At 71.1% G+C, this 20,754-nt stretch carries 13 protein-coding genes; 7 read left to right on the forward strand and 6 right to left on the reverse strand.

The window, feature by feature from the left end; genetic code table 11:
* Window positions 1-359 precede the first annotated feature (359 nt).
* The 4 genes from F1193_RS13365 to F1193_RS13380 all read right to left on the reverse strand — a co-directional run bounded on the left by F1193_RS13365 (window position 360) and on the right by F1193_RS13380 (window position 3,444).
* Window positions 360-833, reverse strand: a complete 474-nt coding sequence (locus F1193_RS13365; RefSeq protein WP_150098306.1) for an RT0821/Lpp0805 family surface protein — start codon at window positions 831-833, stop codon at window positions 360-362.
* Window positions 834-968: 135 nt separating this feature from the next.
* Complete coding sequence (locus F1193_RS13370) at window positions 969-1,571, reverse strand: hypothetical protein (protein ID WP_150098307.1); 603 nt, start codon at window positions 1,569-1,571, stop codon at window positions 969-971.
* A gap of 19 nt (window positions 1,572-1,590) precedes the next feature.
* Entirely contained in the window at window positions 1,591-1,779 is a 189-nt protein-coding gene (locus tag F1193_RS13375) for a hypothetical protein (protein ID WP_150098308.1), read from the reverse strand.
* A gap of 258 nt (window positions 1,780-2,037) precedes the next feature.
* Window positions 2,038-3,444, reverse strand: coding sequence for an ATP-binding protein (locus tag F1193_RS13380; RefSeq protein WP_150098309.1), 1,407 nt, complete (start codon window positions 3,442-3,444; stop codon window positions 2,038-2,040).
* An 810-nt stretch (window positions 3,445-4,254) separates the two neighbouring features.
* Here F1193_RS13380 and F1193_RS13385 point away from each other — a divergent pair.
* The 5 genes from F1193_RS13385 to F1193_RS13405 all read left to right on the forward strand — a co-directional run bounded on the left by F1193_RS13385 (window position 4,255) and on the right by F1193_RS13405 (window position 10,601).
* A complete protein-coding gene (locus F1193_RS13385) occupies window positions 4,255-5,805 on the forward strand; it encodes a hypothetical protein (RefSeq protein ID WP_150098310.1) in 1,551 nt (516 codons plus the stop codon).
* A gap of 242 nt (window positions 5,806-6,047) precedes the next feature.
* Window positions 6,048-7,232: a c-type cytochrome biogenesis protein CcmI gene (gene ccmI / locus F1193_RS13390; protein WP_246164397.1), complete on the forward strand. Its 1,185-nt coding sequence runs from the start codon at window positions 6,048-6,050 to the stop codon at window positions 7,230-7,232.
* 33 nt (window positions 7,233-7,265) lie between these two features.
* A complete protein-coding gene (gene ccmE, locus F1193_RS13395) occupies window positions 7,266-7,805 on the forward strand; it encodes a cytochrome c maturation protein CcmE (RefSeq protein ID WP_150098311.1) in 540 nt (179 codons plus the stop codon).
* Window positions 7,806-7,862: 57 nt separating this feature from the next.
* A complete protein-coding gene (locus F1193_RS13400; RefSeq protein ID WP_150098312.1) occupies window positions 7,863-9,848 on the forward strand; it encodes a heme lyase CcmF/NrfE family subunit in 1,986 nt (661 codons plus the stop codon).
* Between the two features lie 249 nt (window positions 9,849-10,097).
* Window positions 10,098-10,601, forward strand: coding sequence for a cytochrome c-type biogenesis protein (locus F1193_RS13405; protein WP_150098313.1), 504 nt, complete (start codon window positions 10,098-10,100; stop codon window positions 10,599-10,601).
* A 56-nt stretch (window positions 10,602-10,657) separates the two neighbouring features.
* On the opposite strand, the gene F1193_RS13410 is transcribed toward F1193_RS13405, so the two are convergent.
* Window positions 10,658-13,921: an Eco57I restriction-modification methylase domain-containing protein gene (locus tag F1193_RS13410; RefSeq protein WP_150098314.1), complete on the reverse strand. Its 3,264-nt coding sequence runs from the start codon at window positions 13,919-13,921 to the stop codon at window positions 10,658-10,660.
* Window positions 13,922-14,137: 216 nt separating this feature from the next.
* On the opposite strand from F1193_RS13410, the gene F1193_RS13415 reads away from it, so the two are divergent.
* The gene (locus tag F1193_RS13415) at window positions 14,138-17,476 is read left to right on the forward strand and encodes a caspase family protein (protein ID WP_150098315.1); all 3,339 of its coding nucleotides are present in this window, start codon (window positions 14,138-14,140) and stop codon (window positions 17,474-17,476) included.
* 226 nt (window positions 17,477-17,702) lie between these two features.
* On the opposite strand, the gene F1193_RS13420 is transcribed toward F1193_RS13415, so the two are convergent.
* Complete coding sequence (locus F1193_RS13420) at window positions 17,703-18,224, reverse strand: YcgN family cysteine cluster protein (RefSeq protein WP_150098316.1); 522 nt, start codon at window positions 18,222-18,224, stop codon at window positions 17,703-17,705.
* Window positions 18,225-18,461: 237 nt separating this feature from the next.
* Here F1193_RS13420 and F1193_RS13425 point away from each other — a divergent pair, with 237 nt between their 5' ends.
* Window positions 18,462-20,648 (forward strand): transglycosylase domain-containing protein, encoded by a 2,187-nt coding sequence (locus tag F1193_RS13425; RefSeq protein ID WP_150098317.1) that lies wholly within the window; start codon window positions 18,462-18,464, stop codon window positions 20,646-20,648.
* Window positions 20,649-20,754 lie beyond the last annotated feature (106 nt).

Here is a 20,754-nt window from a genome sequence, read left to right on the forward strand (position 1 = left end):
ACGGCGTGCCGCCCGCACCGGCTCGGGGTGGCCACCCCGAGCCGGTGCACCCATCAAAGCACATTTCGCCGTTCCAAGACCCGGGACCGTTTTCCGTGTCACGTCGTCCCGGACGGCGCGCAGCGCCGAGCCGGGACCGTTTTCAGGACGGGGTGCCTTTTCCGGATGACGATCCCGGCTCTCGCTTCGCTCGGCCGGGATGACGAAGGGGAGAGGGGCTGTCGTCCCGGGCAAGCACCGAAGGTGCGCGACCCGGGACCGTCAGCAGGAAAGGGTGTCTTGTTCTGCAGCCGATCCCGGGTCTCGGCTATCGCCTCGCCCGGGATGACGAAGGCCGCAAAACGGCGAATCCGCCCGCCTCAGCTGATCGGCTGCCAGGTGCCGTCGGGCTGGCGGCAGGCGGTGCCGCGCGCGGTCTGCGGCCGGCCGTCGATATAGATGGTGTGGGTGTATTCGCGGCAGTTGCGGCCGCCGCGGTCGAAGGCCGGGCCCGGCACGACGGTGCCGTAATGGCCGTTGTCGGGGTTGCGCCACGACACCGGGGCGCCCGAGCGGCCACGCTCCAGCGCGTCCATTTCGGCGGCATAGGCGCGCTGGCGGTCCTCTTCGTCGAGCGAGGCGCCGATGGCGCCGCCGAGCAGGCCGCCGATCAGCGCGCCCGCCACCACCGAGCCGGCGTCGCCGCGGCCGATGGCGCTGCCCGCGAGACCGCCGATGATGGCGCCGGTGCCGGCGCCGACCACGGTCTTGGGGCCGGGCCCCCCTTCGGTGGAGGCGCAGCCGGCAAGCGCGAGGACGGCTGCGGCCGCGGCGAGGGACTGGCGGACGGACATCGGGATACTCCGGAAGGAAGGCCGTTGCAAGAACCGTTAAACGCCCGGCCGCGTCGCGGCCGGGCCGCCCGGGTAGGGCGCGATTCCGGCGAAAGCTGGGCTGGACGGCGGGGAGGGCGCTCGGGACAGTCGCCGTCAGTCGGCGTCGGCGAGATCGCGGGCCGGCACGCGGAACACGCCCTTGATGCAGGCGGGGTCGCGCACGCAGATCTGGATGTGGGTCTTGGCGAAGAAGCCCGCGCCCTCATAGAGCCGCTCGCCCTCGATGAACACGCCGCGCACGGTCTGGAAGGGGGTCAGACTGGCGGCGTCGCGAATGGCGTGGAGGTGATTGATGACCGCGCAATCCAGGTTGCGCAGCAGCAAATCGGTGCCGAGCCTGTTCTTCGGGGCGGCGACGCCCGCCTCCCGGTAGTAGGACACGAAATCGTCATGGGCGTCCTTGAGGGCGCGCAGCCCGCTGCTCGACATCAGATCGAGGCAGAAGCCGAGATCGATGACCGCGCCGACCACCGCCGGTCTGCCCACCCGGCCGGCCCCCGGCCTGCGCCGCGCGCGAAGCTCCCGGGCGAACTCCAGCCCGCGAACCGGGTTGGCCTCCCAGAAATAAACGCCGGTGCCGAGCCAGTCATAATCGTTGCGGCTGGCGGTGAAGCTCGCCCCGCCCACCACCTTGTCGGCAATTCGCGTGTCGCAGCCGTGGTAGCCGAGGACGAACGTGGTGGCCAGCTTCGGCACGGCGCGTCTCGCTCAGGCCTCACACAGCGCTCTTGGCTCTTGTGAGACTTCTGGCCTTTGCGGGGGCGTACTTCTTCGTCAGCTGGCCGCGCTTGTCGAGCACGCCCTGCTTGGCGAGAAACTGCCGCGCCTTTTCCGGCGAGGCGGCATGCACCGCCCGCACCGCCTTGATGGCGCGCCGGAACTCGATCAGGTCCTTCTTGGTCATGGGCGCAGCCTATCATACGGTTTCCGGTTGATCCCTTCGGGATACCGGAAACGGTCTCGCCGAAAACCTCTTGTTTGATAGCGGGGTTTTCGGCGATCGGAATACGGTTCTCCGGCCTGCTCGGCCGGAAACCGTATCACACGGTTTCCGGCCGGTCTCTTCGCGGTATCGGGCGCATGCTCGCCGAAGATCCCGGTTTGGCAAAGGGGCTTTCGGCAGCGGGGCGGCGATTTCCGGCCTCCCAGGGCGGCGACCCCCTCACCCCGCCGGCAGGATCAGCTCGGCCCTGAGGCCCCCGGCCGGCGCGCTGCCCAGCACCAGCCGTCCGCCATGATCGGCGGCGGTCTCCACCACGATGGCGAGCCCGAAGCCCGAGCCGGGCCTCGTCTCGTCGAGCCGCTGGCCGCGCCTGGCCACGAGGGCGCGCTGGTCGGCGGTGAGGCCCGGCCCGTCATCGTCGACCACCACCCGCAGGAACCGCCGCACCGCGCCGGACGCGGGCTCGGCAAGAACCTCGATCTCCACCTCGATCTCCACCCGGCCCGCCGCCCATTTGGCGGCGTTGTCGATCAGATTGCCCAGCATCTCCTCCAGGTCGTGCCGCTCGCCGCGGAAGCGCACGCCGGGGTCGAGCCTGATGGCGAAGGCGAGGGTGCGCCCGGCGTGGATCTTCTCCAGCGTGCGCACCAGCCCGGCGATGACGGGAGCGACCTCGGTGAGGCTCGCCGCGGTGGCGGCGCGCGCGGCGCTGCGGGCGCGGTCGAGATGGCGGGAGACCTCGCCGCGCATCAGCGTGACCTGCTCGCGCACCTTGGCGGCCAGCGCGTCGTCGCGGCCATCGGCCTCGTTCAGCAGCACCGACAGCGGCGTCTTCAGCGCATGGGCGAGATTGCCGACATGGGTGCGGGCGCGCTCGACGATCTCGCGGTTGGCGGCGATGAGCGCGTTGAGCTCGTCGGCCAGCGGCGCGATCTCGCGCGGGAACGGCCCCGCCAGCCGGTCGGCTGCGCCGGCGCGGATCGCCACCAGCCGGCGCGACAGATCCTGCAGCGGCCTGAGCCCGTAGCCGACCTGGACGAGCGCCGAGACGATCAGCGCCAGAGCGAGCGCGCCGAAGGTGAGGGCGAGCGCCCGGTCGAAACGGCCGGTCTCCTCGGCGATCTCGCCGGCGTCGCCGCCGACCGCGACCAGCAGCCGGCCCCCCTCGCCCAGGTCGATCAGGCGCTCGGCCACCCGCAGCGCCTCGCCGCGCGGTCCGCCGGCATAGCCGTGGCGCACGCCTTCGGCGCCCGGCGCCATGTCGCGCTGGTCGAGCCGTTCCAGCGCGTGGTCGAACAGCGAGCGCGAGGCGCGGGCCTCGGGCGGGCTGCGATCAAGGCGCGCCACCTGCCAGTACCAGCCCGACAGCGGCAGGTCGAACAAGGGCTCGCCGAGGTCGCCGTCCTCGGCGTCGGCCTCCGACACGGTGACCTCGGCGACCAGCGCCTTGAGATAGATGTCGAGCCGCCGGTCGAACGCCCGCTCCACCGAGTCGGAATAGAGCTGCGACAGGCCGGCGCCGGTGGCCGCCAGCACCAGCGTGGTGATGATCGCCGCCGTTGCGAACAGCCGCAAGGCCAGCGAGGCGCTGGCGGGCGGGGCGGGCTTCGGGGCGGCGTCGGTCATGTGCGGGGGGACTGGCGGTGGTGCGGCGACGTTCGGTGGTGCGGCGACGTTGGTGGCCGGCGAATGCGCCGGGATTATGCGCGGGGCGGGGATCGTCCTCTCCGTGTTTTGTCGTCCCGGCCGAGCGTCAGCGAGAGCCGGGATCGTCCTCCCCCCGTTTTGTCATCCCGGACGGCGCGCAGCGCCGAGCCGGGATCGCCATCCGGATAACGCCCCTCTTTCTGAAAACGGTCCCGGATCGCGGGCCTGCAGCCCTTGTCCGGGACGACGACCTCTCCGCCGCGTCATCCCGGACGGCGCGCAGCGCCGAGCCGGGATCGCCATCCGGATAACGCCCCTCTTTCTGAAAACGGTCCCGGATCGCGGGCCTGCGGCCCTTGTCCGGGACGACGACCTCTCCGCCGCGTCATCCCGGACGGCGCGCAGCGCCGAGCCGGGATCGCCATCCGGATAACGCCCCTCTTTCTGAAAACGGTCCCGGATCGCGGGCCTGCGGCCCTTGTCCGGGACGACGACCTCTCCGCCGCGTCATCCCGGACGGCGCGCAGCGCCGAGCCGGGATCGCCATCCGGATAACGCCCCTCTTTCTGAAAACGGTCCCGGATCGCGGGCCTGCAGCCCTTGTCCGGGACGACGACCTCTCCGCCGCGTCATCCCGGCCGAGGCGAAGCCGAGAGCCGGGATCGTCATCCGGGAAAGGCTTCGGAACGATTTGCCGCCGGGAACAAACCGCTTCTTAAGCGAATCCAACATAGTCTGGCGCGTCCGGCTGCGTGTGCAGCCATCAACACCAAGAAACGAGCGACCGGCATGGCTGGACCATCCACGGGGACATCCCAGGAGATCGAGACGCTGCGCCGCTATCTGAACGGGCTGTCGCCGGAGGCGTGCGCCAAGGTTGCGGCGGAGCTGGAGCGCGAGGCGCGGGCCGGCGGCCGGGCCGGGCTCGACGTGGTGCTGCAGGAGCTGCATGCCGGCCTGCGCGGCCGCTTCCCGGCCGAGCAGGAGCGGCGCGAGCTTGCCAACGCGCCGCAGCGCCTGTTCTTCCAGCCGCTCGGGCCGTTCCTGATCGACGAGGCGCCCGCGAAGGCGCCCGGCGGCAAGTTCCACGCATCCAACGCATCCGCGGCCAAGAGCCGCGGCCGCATTCCCCGCTCCAGCCTGACGGCGGTGTGGACCTGGATCGCCCGCGACCTCGTGCCCGCCGATGCCAAGACCTATGTCGAGGCGGTCACCGCGCTGATGCCGGACGACGAGGCGGCCGCGGCCCGGCTCGCCAAGAGCTTCCAGGACCATGTGCTGGTGCGCATGCGCGCCGCGCTCGAACAGGCCGGCCGCGACGAGGTGGCGGCGCGCCGCCTTGCCGCCCAGTTCGGCGCGCAGCGCGAGGTCGAGGACCTGCGCGACATCGTGGCGGTGCTGCGGGCGCGCGACGCGCTGGCGGCCATCGCCAGCCGGCTGCCGCCGGTCATCCGCAATCTCGCCGACGAGACGATGGCCGGCGTGCGGGCGGTGTTCAACGCGCCGCTGACCCGCCACCCCGAGGTGTTCCCCTACGCGCTGGTGGTGCTGATGGGACGGCTCGGCCAGCCCTGGCAGATCATCCGCTTCGCCGCGCGCATGGCCGAGACCGACCAGGCGGCCAAGATCGCCGAGATGCCGGCCGCCGCCGCCGCGGTGGAGCTGGCCTTCGCCGAGCTGGAGCGCCGCGCGCCCGAGCTCGGGCCGGCGCTGCGGCGGCGCGACATGGGCACCTTCGCCCAGACGCTGAAGGACGTGCACGATTTTGTCCGCGGCTTCCGCACCGAGCTCGATCTCGCCGGCGGCTCCCCCTGGGCGAAGCGGCTCGCCGCCGTGCGCAAGGACGTGGCGTCCCTGCTGTCGGACGAGATCGCCGCCGGCTCCGCCGAGGTGCGCCGCCTGCTCAAGCCGCGAAACCGCCGGGAGGCCGCCGCCGAGCCGCTGATCCCGGCACCCGACGTGGCCGCCGCCGAGGACGCGGTCGAGCTCGTGCTGCTGTGCCGCAACTATGCCAGCGAGATCGCCCTCAACGAGGCCACCCAGCGGGCGATGTCCGAGCTGAACGCGCTGCTCGACGCCGGCACCGCGGCGCTGATCGAGAGCCTGCGCGCGGCCGGCGACGCCGAGCGGGCGTTCCGCCGCTCGCAGCTCGATTTGGCGGTGGCGCTGGCCCGGCGCGTGCTCGGCGATCCCTTCGCCCAGCTCCTCGCCAAATCGGTCGAGCTTGCGACGCAAGGTCGCCCCACCGAGGACGGCCGTCCCAACGAGACCGGCCGCCCGGGCGAACAGGCCCCCTCCCCCGGGCCGGCTGGCGAGCGACGACGAGTCGCGCGGTCTTGACGCCAACGCATTCCTCCCTTTGATGCTCCGCAATGGCTGACGACCTCCGGCCGCGTAAGACGTCCCCCGGCCGATAGAGGCCGGAGGCCGGACGACGGCCGCCGAAAGCCCCGCTCCCGCATAAGTAGTTTTGCGAGATCGGTTTTTCGGGATCACGCGGCGATCTCCGGGCCCCCATATAGGGTCGCGGGCGGCCGCAGTGCCGGGTCAGGGCCCGCGGTCTTGAGTTGCGGAGGGGGAGAATGCTGTCATTCTGGGTTGCGTTCGCCGTCATGACCGGCGTCGCCGCGCTGGCGGTGCTGGTGCCGCTCCTGCGCAGGCAGGAGGTGGCGACCGCCCCCGACCTCGCCGTCTATCGCGACCAGCTCACCGAGATCGAGCGCGACCTCAAGTCCGGCCTGATCAGCGCCGGCGAGGGCGAGGCCGCCCGCATCGAGGTCAAGCGCCGCCTGCTCGCCGCCGCCGACCGCAACAGCGCCGAGGACTCGGCCAGGCGCGGCCGCCGCAACCGCTGGGCGCTCATCGCCTGCGGGCTGGTCGGCGTGCCGCTTTTGTCGATCGGCACCTATTTCCTCATCGGCGTGCCCGACATGCCCGACCAGCCGCTGGCCGCCCGCCAGGGGGCCCCGGCCGACCACCAGAACTTCGCGGCGCTGGTGCAGCAGGTCGAGGCGCGGCTGGCGCAGAACCCGGACGACGGCCGCGGCTGGGAGCTCTTGGCGCCGGTCTATCTGCGCTCCGGCCGCTACCAGGACGCGGTCAAGGCGCGCCAGAACGCGCTGCGGCTGCTCGGCGCCACCGCCCAGCGCGAGGCCGACCTCGGCGAGGCGCTGTTCGCCGCCGGCGCCGACATCGTGACGCCCGAGTCGCGCGCCGCCTTCGAGCGGGCGCTGGCGCTCGATCCCAGCCAGCCCAAGGCCGCCTATTTCCTCGGCGTCGCCGAGCAGCAGGCCGGCAATGTCGAGGCCGCCGCCACCCGCTGGCGGGCGCTGCTCGCCGCCTCCCCGCCCGATGCGCCCTGGCGCGGCGTGGTGGAGCAGTCGCTCGTCGAGCTGGCCAGCGCCAGCCAGCCCGAGGCCAGCAAGCCCCACCCCGACACGCAACAGCCCGACAAGCCGCTGCCGGGGCCGCGCGTCGAGAACGCCGCGCGTCTGGCCGAGAAGCAGGCCGAGACGCAGGCGAGCGAGCTGCCGCCCGAGATGCACCTGTCGATGATCCGCGCCATGGTCGAGGTGCTGGAGCAGAAGCTCAAGGCCGATGGCGGCGACGTCGAGGGCTGGATGCGGCTCGTGCGCTCCCATATGGTGCTCGGCGATGCCGAGAAGGCCAAGACGTCGCTGGCCTCGGCCCGCACCGCGCTGGCCAGCGATCCCGACAAGCTCAAGCGCCTCGACGACTACGCCAAGGAACTCGGCCTCGGGGGCTGATCAACATTTTCGTTCCGCAAGGGTGAGCCGGCCATGACCCGCAAGCAACGTCGCCTCGTTCTCATCGGATCGGCCCTGGCCGTGCTGGCGGTGGCCACCGGCCTGGTGCTGAGCGCGCTGAACGACTCGATCGTGTTCTTCAACTCCCCCAGCGACGTGGTGGAGAAGGGCGTGCCGCCGGGCGAGCGCATCCGGCTCGGCGGGCTGGTCGCCACCGGCACGGTGGAACGCGGCGAAAAGCTCGCCGTCAGCTTCAAGATCACCGACGGCAAGCAGGCCATTCCGGTCAGCTATACCGGCATCCTGCCCGACCTGTTCCGCGAGGGCCAGGGCGTGGTGACCGAGGGCAGCATGGGACCCGACGGCGTCTTCCGCGCCGACAGCGTGCTCGCCAAGCACGACGAGAACTACATGCCGCGCGAGGTCTCCGACGCGCTGAAGAAGCAGGGCTACTGGCAGGGCAAGGATGCGGCGGCGGACGCCGCCAAGGCCGGAACAACCCCGGCCGGAACAACCCCGGCCGGACCCGCCGCTGCCGGCGGCGCGCCGGCCGCGCCGACGGTGCAGCATTGACGGTGCAGCAGTGATGACGATCCGGATCGGTGACGATCCCGCAGCAAGGATGAGCGCATGACCGCCGAACTCGGCCACTATGCCCTGGTGCTGGCGCTGGCGCTGGCGCTGGTTCAGTCGACTTTGCCGATCTGGGGCGCGCGCACCGGCGACGACGCGCTGATGGGCACGGCCGCGCCGGTGGCGCTGGCGCAGGCGCTGTTCGTGTCGATCTCGTTCGCGGCGCTGACCTGGGCCTATGTCACCAGCGACTTCTCGGTGGTCAACGTCTACGAGAACTCGCACTCGGCCAAGCCGCTGATCTACAAGATCAGCGGCGTGTGGGGGAACCACGAGGGCTCGATGATGCTCTGGGTTCTCATCCTCGCCGTGTTCGGCGCGCTGGTGGCGATCTTCGGCAAGAACCTGCCGCAGACGCTGAAGGCCAATGTGCTGGCGGTGCAGGCGTGGGTGGCCACCGCCTTCCTGCTGTTCATCCTGTTCACCTCCAACCCCTTCCTGCGCTACGAGCAGGCGCCGATGGAGGGCCGCGATCTCAACCCCATCCTGCAGGATGTCGGCCTCGCGATCCATCCGCCGCTGCTCTATCTCGGCTATGTCGGCTTCTCGATCTGCTTTGCGTTTGCCGTCGCAGCCCTGATCGACGGCCGGCTCGATGCCGCCTGGGCGCGCTGGGTGCGGCCGTGGGCGCTCACCGCCTGGATCTTCCTCACGCTCGGCATCGCCATGGGCTCCTACTGGGCCTATTACGAGCTGGGCTGGGGCGGCTGGTGGTTCTGGGATCCGGTGGAGAACGCCTCCTTCATGCCGTGGCTGATCGGCACCGCGCTGATCCACTCCGCCATCGTCATGGAAAAGCGCGAGGCGCTGAAAGTGTGGACGGTGCTGCTCGCCATCCTCGCCTTCTCACTGTCGCTGCTCGGCACCTTCCTGGTGCGCTCGGGCGTGCTGACCTCGGTGCACTCGTTCGCCACCGATCCGGCGCGCGGCGTGTTCATCCTGCTCATCCTGATGCTGTTCATCGGCGGCTCGCTGTCGCTCTATGCGTGGCGGGCGCCGACGCTGAAGCAGGGCGGGCTGTTCGCGCCGATCTCGCGCGAGGGGGCGCTCGTCTTCAACAATCTGTTCCTGTCGGCGGCGTGCGCGGCGGTGCTGGTGGGCACGCTCTATCCGCTGGCGCTGGAATCGCTCACCGGCGAGAAGATCTCGGTCGGCGCGCCGTTCTTCAACTCCACCTTCGTGCCGCTGATGATCCCGCTTCTGATCGCCATGCCGTTCGGCCCGCTCCTGGCGTGGAAGCGCGGCGACCTGTTCGCCGCCACCCAGCGGCTGCTGTTCGCCATCGGCGTCTCTGTCCTGGTCACCGTGCTGGTCTACGCCTTCGTGCAGGGCGGGCCGCTGCTGGCGCCGCTGGCGGTGGGGCTTGCGGTGTTCGTCATCATGGGTGCGCTGGCCGACATCGCCGAGCGGGCGGCGCTGTGGCGGGTGCCGCTCAAGGTCAGCCTTTCGCGCGTCCGCGGCCTGCCGCGCTCGGCCTGGGGCACGGCGGTGGCGCATATCGGCATGGGCCTCGTCATCCTCGGCATCGTCGGCGAGACCGCCTGGAAGACCGAGCTGGTGCAGCGGGTGAAGCTCGGCGAGACGATCACGGTCGGCCGCTACGCGCTGACGCTCGACTCGCTGTTCCCGCGCAACGGCCCCAACTATCAGGAGGGCGTGGCGCGCTTCGTCGTCACGCGCGACGGCGCCAATGTCGGCACCATGGAGGCGGCCAAGCGCGTGTTCACCGCGCGGCGGATGCCGACCACCGAGGCCGCCCTGCTCACCCACGGCCTGTCGCAGCTCTATGTGGCGCCGGGCGAGACCATCACCGAAAGCGCCATCGACGTGCGCGTCTACGACAAGCCGCTGGTGCTGTGGATCTGGCTCGGCTGCGTGGTGATGGTGATCGGCGGCGGCCTGTCGCTGTCGGACCGCCGCTTCCGCGTCGGCGCGCCGCGCACCGCGCGCGCGCGCAAGGCCGCGCTGCAGCCGGCGGCGTGAGCGCCGGCCGGGTGAACGCAGGCCGGGCGAGCGCGTTCTTTCTTCCCTCTCCCCTTGCGGGAGAGGGTGGCGCGACCGAGCAAAGCGAGGTCGAGCCGGGTGAGGGGTGACGTCTCAAGCGTGAGCCGTTAGCCCCCTCACCCGCCTCGCGATCTGACGATCGCTCGGCACCCTCTCCTGCAAGGGGAGAGGGAAGAAGAGGCCGAGCCAATCAACTGGAAGCTGCCATCAGGAGTTCGAGTGGACGTCATGATCCAGGCATTCAGCAAGGTCTCCCGCACAATCGACTCCCGCACAGGGTGGCTGTCTGCCGCCGCGCTCGCCTTGACGCTCGCCGCGCCGCCGAGCGCGCTCGCGGTGCAGCCAGCCGAGATGCTGGCCGACCCGGCGCAGGAGGCGCGGGCGCGCGAGATCTCGAAAGAGCTGCGCTGCATGGTGTGCCAGAACCAGTCGATCGACGATTCCGACGCCGGCCTCGCCAAGGACCTGCGCATCCTGGTGCGCGAGCGCATCACGGCCGGCGACAGCGACCAGGACGTGCTCCAGTTCATCACCTCGCGCTATGGCGACTTCGTGCTGCTGCGCCCGCCGTGGGAGACCTCGACCTTGCTCCTGTGGCTGAGCCCGGCGGCCATTTTGCTCGCCGGCGGCATCGGCATCGCCATGGCCACCCGGCGCCGCCGCACCGCCACGCCGGCCCGCCTGAGCGCCGACGAGGAGAAGCGGGTGGCGAAGCTCATGCGCGAGGAGTGAGGCGGTTGCCCCGATCAACTCGGAAACGTCGCTGGCCTGCGGAGGCCTGATCGCGGTCAAGTCCGCCCGGCGGTGGCGGCTTCGAGCAGCGCGATCTCGTCCGGCGTGAGGTCGAACAGGCGATAGACGATGGCGTCGATTGCCTGCTCGGTTGCGGCGATGTCGGCGCCGAGCGCGCGCATCTCCGCGCTCTGTTCGGCGAGAAAGGCTTCCCACTCGGCGCGCTGCTTCACCGGAATGTCGGTCCTGAACACGCGCCGGATCTCGTCGCGCAAGGCGGGGAAATCGAGGTCCCACCACGTCTCCAGCCGCCGCGACCATTTCGGGCTGCCGCCCGCGATGTCGCTTTGGATGCGATGGCGGACGGCGGTCTCGATCTCGACCCGGCGGCTGGCGTCGGCGGCGCAGCGGCGGCCGGCATCGCCAAGCCGTGTCGTCTCCGCCGCAGACAGATCGGGAAGACTTAGCGCTTCGACATATTGCGCTTCGGCCTCGACATAGCCGCCGCGCTTCGGACGCGCGAGCGACTTGAGCTGGAACCACAGGCACCGGCTGTTCAGCAGTGCCGCCAGCGCGTCATCCTCGGTGGACAGAAAGAAGCACTTGTTGTTGAGGAACGTCCCCGAGCGATCGACGACGAAGGACGGCTCGTCCTGGAAATGCGCCCAGGCCAGCTTCGGCGCGGCGAGCGCCGGCTGATACGCAAGTTGCGCCTGCTGCAACTCGAACCATTCCTGTTTGGTGGCTCGCTTCTCCAGCTCGTCCTTGAACGGCTTCAACCAATCGCGGATCGCCGGATAGGCGTCGATGTCGACCTTGCCCTTGGGCGTGTTGATGAGGAACAGCCCGTCGGGCTCGACCCGCCAGCGCTTGATGTTCTCGCCGCGCAGGAACGGCACCAGCAACTCCGCCGATTTCGCATCGCGCGCCACCAGCCGGTCGCGGGTCGCGGCATCGATGACGAAGGCGTCGTTGAGCCCGGTCTTGATGCCGTAGAGCGGCGCGCCATACACCTCGCCGAGCGTCCTGCGGCCTTCGGTGATCTTGTCGCGTAGCGCGGCGAGCGGCGCCTCCTCGAACTGCCAGGAGCCGGCGCCGAGGCGGGCGCGCGGCATCGGCTTCGAATCCTCGGTGAAGGCGATGTCGAGATCGCCCGGCAGGGTCTCCACCTTGAGGAAGCGCAGCACGCCGTCGTCACCCGCCTCGCCCTTGCGCAGCGTGACGATCGCCGGATAGGTGGTGACGCCCTCGAACACCTGGAGATCGCCGAAATCGATCACCGTCTCGATCGCAACGCGATCGTTCAGGAAGATGCGCAGCTTCTCGCCCGAGCCGGTGCGAAAGAAGGTCGAGGACGAGATGTAGCCGAGCCGCCCGCCCGCCTTCAGCAGATCGACGCCGCGCTCGAAGAAATAGGCGTAGAGGTCGGTGCGATCGTCGGCGACGGCGTAATGCTGTTCCAGATAGGGCTTGACCGGCTTGATCAGCTCCATCCGCACATAGGGCGGGTTGCCGATGACGATGTCGAAGCCGCCTGAGGCGAACACCTCGGGAAAGGCCGCGCGCCATATGAACGGCCGGTCGGTGAAGGCGGCCTCCGCGATCAGGCTGTTGCCGACCTTGATGGTGGCTTCGAGGTTCTGCAGCCGGTGTCGATTGCGCGCGGTCTTGAGCCACAGCGCCAGCCGGGTGATCTCCACCGACTCGGCGTTGAGATCGACGCCATAGAGGTTCTTCGTCACGATCTCGTCGAACGGATCGAAGCCGGCCGTCTCGCCGAGCGCGGCCAAGTGCTCGATCGCCGGGCGATACTCGCGCGCCAGGAGGTCGAAGGCGGCGACCAGGAAGGCGCCCGAGCCGCAGGCGGGATCGACGATGCGCAAATCTCTGAGCGCCGCCACATAGTCGCGCCAGAAGGCGCGCTCGGAATCCACCCCATTGCGCCAGGGGATGGGATCGCCATTGGCCGGGCGCACAGGGCTCGTAGCGTGCACCGCCAGAAGCGCCGTGAAGCGCTCCTCCAGCGTGCGGCCGATGGTGTGGGCAACGAGAAAGCGCGTCACCACGTCGGGCGTATACACCACGCCTTCGCGCTTGCGCTTCGATTTCGCCTTAGGCGGCGGCGCTTCGCCGCGGCTCGTGGCCCTGAGCTCTTCGAGGTCGGTGATCGACTGCTCGAACAGGTGGCCGAGCACGGTGACCGGCACGTCGCTGCGATAGTCCCACTGCCCCAGCGCGGCGAGGTCGATGGCGAGTTCCTCGGGCAACTCCACCGTGTCGGCGATCGGGTCGGGCGCGAACAGGCCGCCATTGTAGGGCCAGATGTTGAGCCGCGCGCTGCCGCGGTCCACCGCGCGGAACAGGCCCTGGAAATTGCTCCACACCGGCTTGGGATCGAACTCGTTGTGGGCCTTCGACGCCCGCTCCAGGAGCCGGTCGGGCAGCAGCGCGGTGCGTTCGGCGAAGGCAACGAACAGGATGCGGTCGAGCAGCTTCTGCGCCGGCTCGATCGCCTGCAGCGGCGCCAGGCCGGGGCCGTCGGCCGAGTCGACGAGGAAGGCGATCAGCTTCTCGCGCAGCGCCTTGTACTCGACATAGAGCCGGTCGGTGATGTCCTTGTAGGCGCTGTCGGTGTCGCGCAGCAGCGCCTCGGTGGCGCCGCCGAGCAGCCGATCCGCCGACAGGATCAGGCACAGCCGGGCAAGCTCCTCGGGGTCGTCGAGCTTGGTGAGGTCGAACAGCTCATAGGCGTCGCGGCCGCGGCCGAAGGCGTAAAGCCGGATTTCGACGCAATTGGACACCAGCACCCAGCGGGCACCGGGACTGTCCATGGCGTAGTCCCACGCCTGCTGGACCGGGCTGCGGCCACGACCGGGCATGATGGCGTCGAGATCGACGCCGGGGCCCTTCAGCTCGAATGGCGCCAGCACGGCATCCGTGCCCTCGGGCGTGCCGAACCGGCCGAGCGCGGCATCGACCGCGCCGTGGCGCACCGGGCGCTCGAACGCCAGGGTGTAGACGTCCTCGGCAGCAAACCTGCGGTAGCCGAGAAGTCCGACCAGCACCTCCTCGAAAAAGGAAGGGCGGATCGCCGTCTCCTTCTGGCGGGCGAAAGTGCGGCTCTTCGCCTTCTTGGCATAGCCGGCTGCGACGGCGACCAGCTCCGGCGGCGGCGCGAAGGCGAAGCGGGCGCGGGCGGCGGCGATGACCTTGTGATTGAACAACGGCACCCTGAGCGAGCGCGGCACCACCGGCCGGCCGGCGCGTCCGCCGCGCCCGCCGTCCCCAAGGTCGATTCCTGCCGATGCGAACAGATCCATGCCGGCGGCACGATAACGGCCGGCTGCGCCTTGGGCGAGTCCCCGCCTCCCCGCCGCCATCGCCGGCGCAAACACTGATGCAGGCCGCAAAAGACCTTGCGGAATTTGACGATCCGCAAGGTTGGTTCCGACAAAAACGATACGGTCCCGCCGTCGGCCATTCTGCTGCCCCCTTTCAGGGGCCGACATTGCATTCGTCGAACCACGAGGCCGGCCATGCGTTGCCTGCGGAGATGCGTCCGTTCCGCTCTGTTCTGTCTTGCCGCCCTGGTCTGCCTCGTCGCCCTGGCGGCGGCGGCGCTCGCGCCGGCAGCGGCCCAATCGCCGCAGGCGCCGTCGCAGGCGCCGTCGCCGGCGCCGCGCAGGCTGGCGCTGGTGATCGCCAACGGCACCTACGCCCACGCCCCGGCGGTGCGCACCGCCACCGCCGACGCCGGCATCGTCGCCGAGACGCTGGCGGCGGCCGGCTATGAGGTGATGTCGCTCGCCGACGTGCGGCAGGCCGACATCGGTCAGGCGCTGCGCAACTTCCTCAACGCGCTGGAGGATGCGGGGCCCGCGAGCACGGTGTTCGTCTATTACGCCGGCCACGCCGTCCAGACCGGCGGCGACAATTATCTGGTGCCGGCCGACGCCGAGATCCGCGCCGACGCCGACATCGTGTTCCAGACGTTCCGGCTGAACGACTTCCTGGAGGAGCTGGCGCGCATCCCGGCGGCGGCGCGGGTGGTGGTGATCGATGCCGCCCACGATCTCGGCCTCCCCAAGGACGCCGCGGTGCCGGCCGGCCTCGCCATCAATCCGGTCACGGCCGGCATGGCGGTGGGCTTCGCCGCCGCGCCCGGCGCGCTGGTGATCGAGACCGACGGCCAGTACGGCGTCTATGCCGCGAGCCTCGTCACCCAGATGCGCCAGCCGGGCCTGGAGATCGGCGACATCTTCACCAATACCCGCGTGGCGGTGAACCAGGCCACCCAGGGCGCCCAGACGCCGTGGTTCGTCGACCAGATCGAGGACGGGCTCTTCCTGTTCCCGCCGCAGCCGGCCGCGGCGCCGGGGCCCGAGGCCCAGCCCGTGCCGGCGCCCGCACCCGCGCCGCCGCCGCCGCCCCGCACCGCCTCCTCGCGCGAGGCGCTGCAGGCGATGGGCGCCGACGACGCCTATCTCGCGGTGGTGGCGGTCGACCGGCTGGAGCCCTACCAGTGGTTCGTCGAGCTGTTCCCCGACCACCCCAGCACGCCGCAGATCTGGGAGATCATCGAGACCCGCCGCGAGCAGATCCTGTGGCGGCGGACGCTGGCCCAGAACACCCGCAACGCCTATTGGAACTACCTCAAGCGCTATCCGGACGGCGCCCACGCCGCCGAGGCCGAAGGCCGGCTGGAGGCGCTGTCGGCGCCGCGCCGGCCGCCGCCCACCTATGTGGTGGAGCCCGAGCCGCTGCCGCCGGCCTGGACGGACGAGGCGATAGGCCTCGCCGAGGTGGTGCCGCTCGGCGTCGAGCCGCCGCCGCCGGTGTGGGGCCTGTTCAGCCCGTTCTTCATCCGCCGGCCGCCGCCGCCGCCCTGGTGGTACGACCGCCGGCCGCCCGGCTTCCGGCCGCCGCCGCCGCCCCCTCCGCCGCCGCCCTGGGGCTTCGGCGGACCGGGCTTCAGAGGGCCGGGGTTTGGCGGACCGGGCTTCGGGGGGCCGGGATCGAGGGGGCCGGGCTTTGGCGGACCGGACTTCGGCGGACAAGGTTTCGTCGGACCGGGCTCCAGAGGGCCGGGCTTCGGTGGACCGGGTATGGGCCCGCGTCCCGACCGCTTCCCGCCCGGTGGCCGGCCGGTCGGGCCGCGTCCGCCCGCCGATCCGATCGGCGCCTTCCGTCCGCCGGTCGGGCCGCGCCCCGATGGCCTGCGTCCGCCGCCGCCGGGAGGACGCCAGCCGCCGGGCGGTCTGGCGATCCCCGGACGGCGCCCCGATGGCGGCCGCGGACCGGGACCGGGAGGAGTTGGGCCGCGCGGGCCGGGAGGGTTTGGACCGGGAGGAGTTGGACCGGGACCGGGCGGAGGCCCGATGCCGGGCCAGGGCATGCGGCCGCAACCGGGTGGGCAGATGCCCGGCCAAGGCATGCGTCCGCAGCCGGGTAGCCTGCCGGCGGTGCCGAACCAGGGCATGCGGCCGCAGCCGGGCGGGCAGATGCCCGGCCAAGGCATGCGTCCGCAGCCGGGTGGGCAGATGCCCGGCCAAGGCATGCGTCCGCAGCCGGGTGGGCAGATGCCGGGACAGGGCATGCGGCCTCAGCCGGGTGGGCAGATGCCGGGCCAAGGCATGCGGCCTCAGCCGGGTAGCCTGCCGGCGGTGCCGAACCAGGGCATGCGGCCGCAGCCGGGCGGGCAGATGCCCGGCCAAGGCATGCGGCCGCAGCCGGGTAGCCTGCCGGCGGTGCCGAACCAGGGCATGCGGCCGCAGCCGGGCGGGCAGATGCCGGGACAGGGCATGCGGCCGCAGCCGGGTGGGCAGATGCCTGGCCAGGGCATGCGGCCGCAGCCGGGCGGGCAGATGCCGGGACAGGGCATGCGGCCGCAGCCGGGTAGCCTGCCGGCGGTGCCGGGTCAGGGGATGCGGCCGCAGCCGGGTAGCCTGCCGGCGGTGCCGAACCAGGGCATGCGGCCCACGCAGCCGAGCCGGCCGGTCCCCGCTCAAGGCATGCGGCCGCAGCCGGGTAGCCTGCCGGCGGTGCCGAACCAGGGCATGCGGCCCACGCAGCCGAGCCGGCCGGTGCCGGGTCAGGGCATGCGGCCGCAGCCGGGTAGCCTGCCGGCGGTGCCGAACCAGGGCATGCGGCCCACACAGCCGAGCCGGCCGGTGCCGGGACAAGGCATGCGGCCGCAGCCGGGTAGCCTGCCGGCGGTGCCGAACCAGGGCATGCGGCCCACGCAGCCGAGCCGGCCGGTGCCGGGTCAGGGCATGCGGCCGCAGCCGGGTAGCCTGCCGGCGGTGCCGAACCAGGGCATGCGGCCCACACAGCCGAGCCGGCCGGTGCCGGGACAAGGCATGCGGCCGCAGCCGGGTAGCCTGCCGGCGGTGCCGAACCAGGGCATGCGGCCCACGCAGCCGAGCCGGCCGGTGCCGGGACAAGGAATGCGGCCGCAGCCGTCCGCCAGTCCCCAGGTCCAGCCGGGCCGGGCGGTCGGACCACAGCGCACGGCCACGCCGCCGCAGGTGCGTCAGGCTCCACCGCCGCAACGCGCCACGCCGCCGCAGGTGCGTCAGGCCCCGCCGCCGCAACGCGCCGCTCCGCCACAGGTGCGTCAGGCCCCGCCGCCGCAACGCGCCGCGCCGCCGCCGCAACGGGCCGCTCCGCAGCAGCAACGCGCCACGCCGCCACAGCGAGCTGCTCCACCGCAACGCGCCGCTCCGCCGCAGCAGCGGGCCGCTCCGCCACAGCGGGCTGCTCCACCGCAGCGCGCCGCTCCGCCGCCGCAACGTGCCGCTCCGCCGCAGCAGCGGGCCGCACCGCAGCGCTGCCCGCCCGGCACGCGGCCGGTAAATGGCGGCTGCGCCAGGTGATACGGTTTCCGGCCGGGCGCCCCGGTGCCCGGCCGAACGATCGCCCCCCGGCGGGCGCAGGCGCGCGCCGGGGGGTGGATCAAGTCATTGCGTGAAAGTCGAAATGCCGCCGTCGCGGGCCGCGGACAGCCCGTCCGCCGAAGCCGTGCTATGCTTTGGCATGATCGATCGGGCTTCGCCCCACACCCGCCGCCCCGCGCTGGCGGTCCGGAACGGGACCGCCGGTTCAGCCGGCGGTGGGCACGCGAGATGTTGCGTCCGGGCGGCGGCGGGCGCGGCGCGGCAGGCGCAGCGGCCAGTCGACCACGAACCCCTCAAGCTGGGCGACCGGCACGTCGGTCTCGTTCGCCGCCACCTTGCCGCGCACGCTGACGCCGGCGGCATGCACGCTGTCACGGTCTCCGGATACCAGCGGGTGCCACCAATAGAGGTCGCGGCCTTCGGCGAGCAGGCGGTAGGCGCAGGTCGGCGGCAGCCAGCCGAGCGTGCGCACCTCCTGCGGCGTCAGGCGCACGCACTCGGGCACCTCCTCGGAGCGGCTGGCGTAGTCGATGCAGCGGCAGGTGTTGGCGTCGAGCAGGCGGCAGCCGACCTCGGTATAGACGATGCGGCCGGTATCCTCGCATTCCAGCTTGGCGAGGCAGCAGCGCGCGCAGCCGTCGCACACGCTCTCCCACTCGGAAACGCTCATCTGTTCCAGGGTCTTGGTCCGCCAGAACGGCGGCACGGGGCGGTCGGGCGCATGCATCGCGCAATGCTATTCCGCCGGCGGGCCGCCCACAACGGCGCCCGCGCCCGGTCAAGGAAATGCCCCGATTGCCAGCGACGGAAGCCCTTGCGCCGAAGCAGCGTTGCGGGCATCACTCCTTCGGGTCGGGTTCGGGTTCCGCTGACGAGGCGGGATGTGAAGCTGCTGCGGGGTGCCCGGTTCCGCCACGGCGGGGCGAACGCCGGCGATCCTGTTTAGCGCGGAGGCAGGCGACCGGTGCGCGATCTTCTGTCCAACGAGTTCAAGGCCAGGGTCCGGCGGGCCCTGCTGGATTTCGATTCGCGCATCGACAGCGCAACCTTCGGGCTGTCGACCCGGCTGCGCGACGGCTGGGAGAATTTCTCCGCCTTCATGGACCGCTTCTATGTCGGCGGCTGGAAGCGCTGGGCCCTGATCGAGCCGGTCTCCGAGGCGGTGACGCTCGGCACCGTCGGCGCGGTGGTGATGCTGGCGCTGGCCGTTCCGGCGTTCCGCGAGACCACGCCGGACTGGCTGAAGCGCACCGAGTTGGCCGTTACCTTCCTCGACCGTTACGGCAACGAGGTCGGGCGCCGCGGCGTGCGGCAGAACGACACGGTGCCGCTTGAGGAATTCCCGGACCACCTGATCAAGGCCGTGCTCGCCACCGAGGACCGGCGCTTCTTCGAGCATTTCGGCATCGATGTCGGCGGCACGCTGCGCGCGCTCACCGCCAATGCGCGGGCCGGCGGCGTGGTGCAGGGCGGCTCGTCGCTGACCCAGCAGCTCGCCAAGAACCTGTTCCTGTCCAACCAGCGCACCATCGAGCGCAAGGTCAAGGAAGCGTTCCTGGCGCTGTGGCTGGAGACGCACCTGACCAAGAACCAGATCCTCAAGCTCTATCTCGACCGCGCCTATATGGGTGGCGGCGCGTTCGGCGTGGACGCCGCGGCGCAATACTATTTCGGCAAGTCGGCGCGCGACGTGAACCTTGCCGAGGCGGCCATGCTCGCCGGACTGTTCAAAGCGCCGACCAAGTTCGCCCCGCACGTCAACCTGCCGGCGGCGCGCGCCCGCGCCAATGTGGTGCTCGACAATCTGGTCGAGGCCGGCTTCATGACCGAAGGTCAGGTGTTCGGCGCCCGCCGCAACCCGGCGACGCCGGTCGAGCGGCGCGACGAAAAGGTGCCCAACTATTACCTCGACTGGGCGTTCGGCGAGGTCGAGGAGATCACCGAGACGCTGCCGAAATCGGTGAGCGAGCGGGTGTTCGTGGTGCGCACCGCGCTCGATCCCAACATCCAGTACGTCGCCGAGATGGCGGTCGAGGAGAAGCTGCGCCAGTTCGGCCGCGAATATGGCGCGAGCCAGGCGGCCACCGTGATCATGGATGTCGACGGCGCGGTGCGCGCCATGGTCGGCGGGCGCGACTACGGGGCCTCGCAGTTCAACCGCGCCACCGACGCGCTGCGCCAGCCCGGCTCCTCGTTCAAGCCCTATGTCTACGCCACCGCCTTCATGAACGGCCTCAAGACCACCACCACGGTGCGCGACGAGCCGATCTGCCTCGGCAATTGGTGCCCGCAGAACTACGGCCGCTCCTATGCCGGCAAGGTGACGCTGCACTACGCCCTGCAGAAATCGATCAATACCGTGCCGGTGCGGCTGTCGGTGATGCTGGGCAACGGCAAAGCCAAGGCCGGCCGCGCCAAGATCATCGAGACCGCCCACCGCCTGGGCATCTCGACGCCGCTGCCGGACTCCTCCTCGCTGCCGATCGGCGCGGCGGAGGTGACGGTGATCGACCAGACCCAGTCCTTCGCCGCGTTCGCGACCGGCGGCATGAAGGTTCCCGCCCACGCCGCGCTGGAGATCAAGACGCCGACCGGCGAGACGGTGTGGCGGTTCGACCGCGACGGGATCCGACCTGAGCGGGTGCTACCCCAGGCAGTGGCCGAGGACATCAACCGCGTGCTCAAATCGGCGGTGGAAGAGGGCACCGGCCGGCGCGCCATTCTCGACGGCATCAGCGCCTCGGGCAAGACCGGCACCACCAACGGCTACCGCGACGCGTGGTTCGTCGGCTACACCGGCAATTATGTCGGCGCGGTCTGGTACGGCAATGACGACCACTCGCCGACCAACAAGATGACCGGCGGCACGCTGCCGGCAATGACCTGGCAGCAGATCATGTCCTACGCCCACCAGGGCATCGAGCTGAAGACGCTGCCGGGCCTCGGCGGCCAAGCCAAGCCGCCCAAGGGCGATACCCCGGTGGCCCAGTCGGGCGGCGACCAGCCCGGTCCGCAACGGCCGATCACGCTGTCCACCAAGTCCAGCGCCACGCTCAACCGCATCGAGAAGCTGATGCGCGACTCCGCGGCGCCGGTGAAGCCGACCGCCGCCGCCAATGACGGACGCACCGGTTCGGTGGGGCGCAATTAGAGCGATATGCGGGTTGCAGTCGGTTTCTGACTTAATATATTGAAATATAATGTTTTATTGGCCACAGCGACCGCCCTGGCGGGCAGGGCTGCGGCGCCCGGCCCCA

The organism is Blastochloris sulfoviridis (genome assembly GCF_008630065.1).
Taxonomy (GTDB): Bacteria; Pseudomonadota; Alphaproteobacteria; order Rhizobiales; family Xanthobacteraceae; genus Blastochloris; species Blastochloris sulfoviridis.

What these genes read in the sequence shown, in the direction of transcription:
- ccmI (WP_246164397.1), top strand. Translation starts at nt 6,048, where the DNA reads ATGCTGTCATTCTGGGTTGCGTTCGCCGTCATGACCGGCGTCGCCGCG.
- F1193_RS13375 (WP_150098308.1), bottom strand. Translation starts at nt 1,779, where the DNA reads ATGACCAAGAAGGACCTGATCGAGTTCCGGCGCGCCATCAAGGCGGTG.
- F1193_RS13400 (WP_150098312.1), top strand. Translation starts at nt 7,863, where the DNA reads ATGACCGCCGAACTCGGCCACTATGCCCTGGTGCTGGCGCTGGCGCTG.
- F1193_RS13385 (WP_150098310.1), top strand. Translation starts at nt 4,255, where the DNA reads ATGGCTGGACCATCCACGGGGACATCCCAGGAGATCGAGACGCTGCGC.
- F1193_RS13405 (WP_150098313.1), top strand. Translation starts at nt 10,098, where the DNA reads ATGATCCAGGCATTCAGCAAGGTCTCCCGCACAATCGACTCCCGCACA.
- F1193_RS13415 (WP_150098315.1), top strand. Translation starts at nt 14,138, where the DNA reads ATGCGTTGCCTGCGGAGATGCGTCCGTTCCGCTCTGTTCTGTCTTGCC.
- F1193_RS13410 (WP_150098314.1), bottom strand. Translation starts at nt 13,921, where the DNA reads ATGGATCTGTTCGCATCGGCAGGAATCGACCTTGGGGACGGCGGGCGC.
- F1193_RS13420 (WP_150098316.1), bottom strand. Translation starts at nt 18,224, where the DNA reads ATGCATGCGCCCGACCGCCCCGTGCCGCCGTTCTGGCGGACCAAGACC.
- ccmE (WP_150098311.1), top strand. Translation starts at nt 7,266, where the DNA reads ATGACCCGCAAGCAACGTCGCCTCGTTCTCATCGGATCGGCCCTGGCC.
- F1193_RS13380 (WP_150098309.1), bottom strand. Translation starts at nt 3,444, where the DNA reads ATGACCGACGCCGCCCCGAAGCCCGCCCCGCCCGCCAGCGCCTCGCTG.
- F1193_RS13365 (WP_150098306.1), bottom strand. Translation starts at nt 833, where the DNA reads ATGTCCGTCCGCCAGTCCCTCGCCGCGGCCGCAGCCGTCCTCGCGCTT.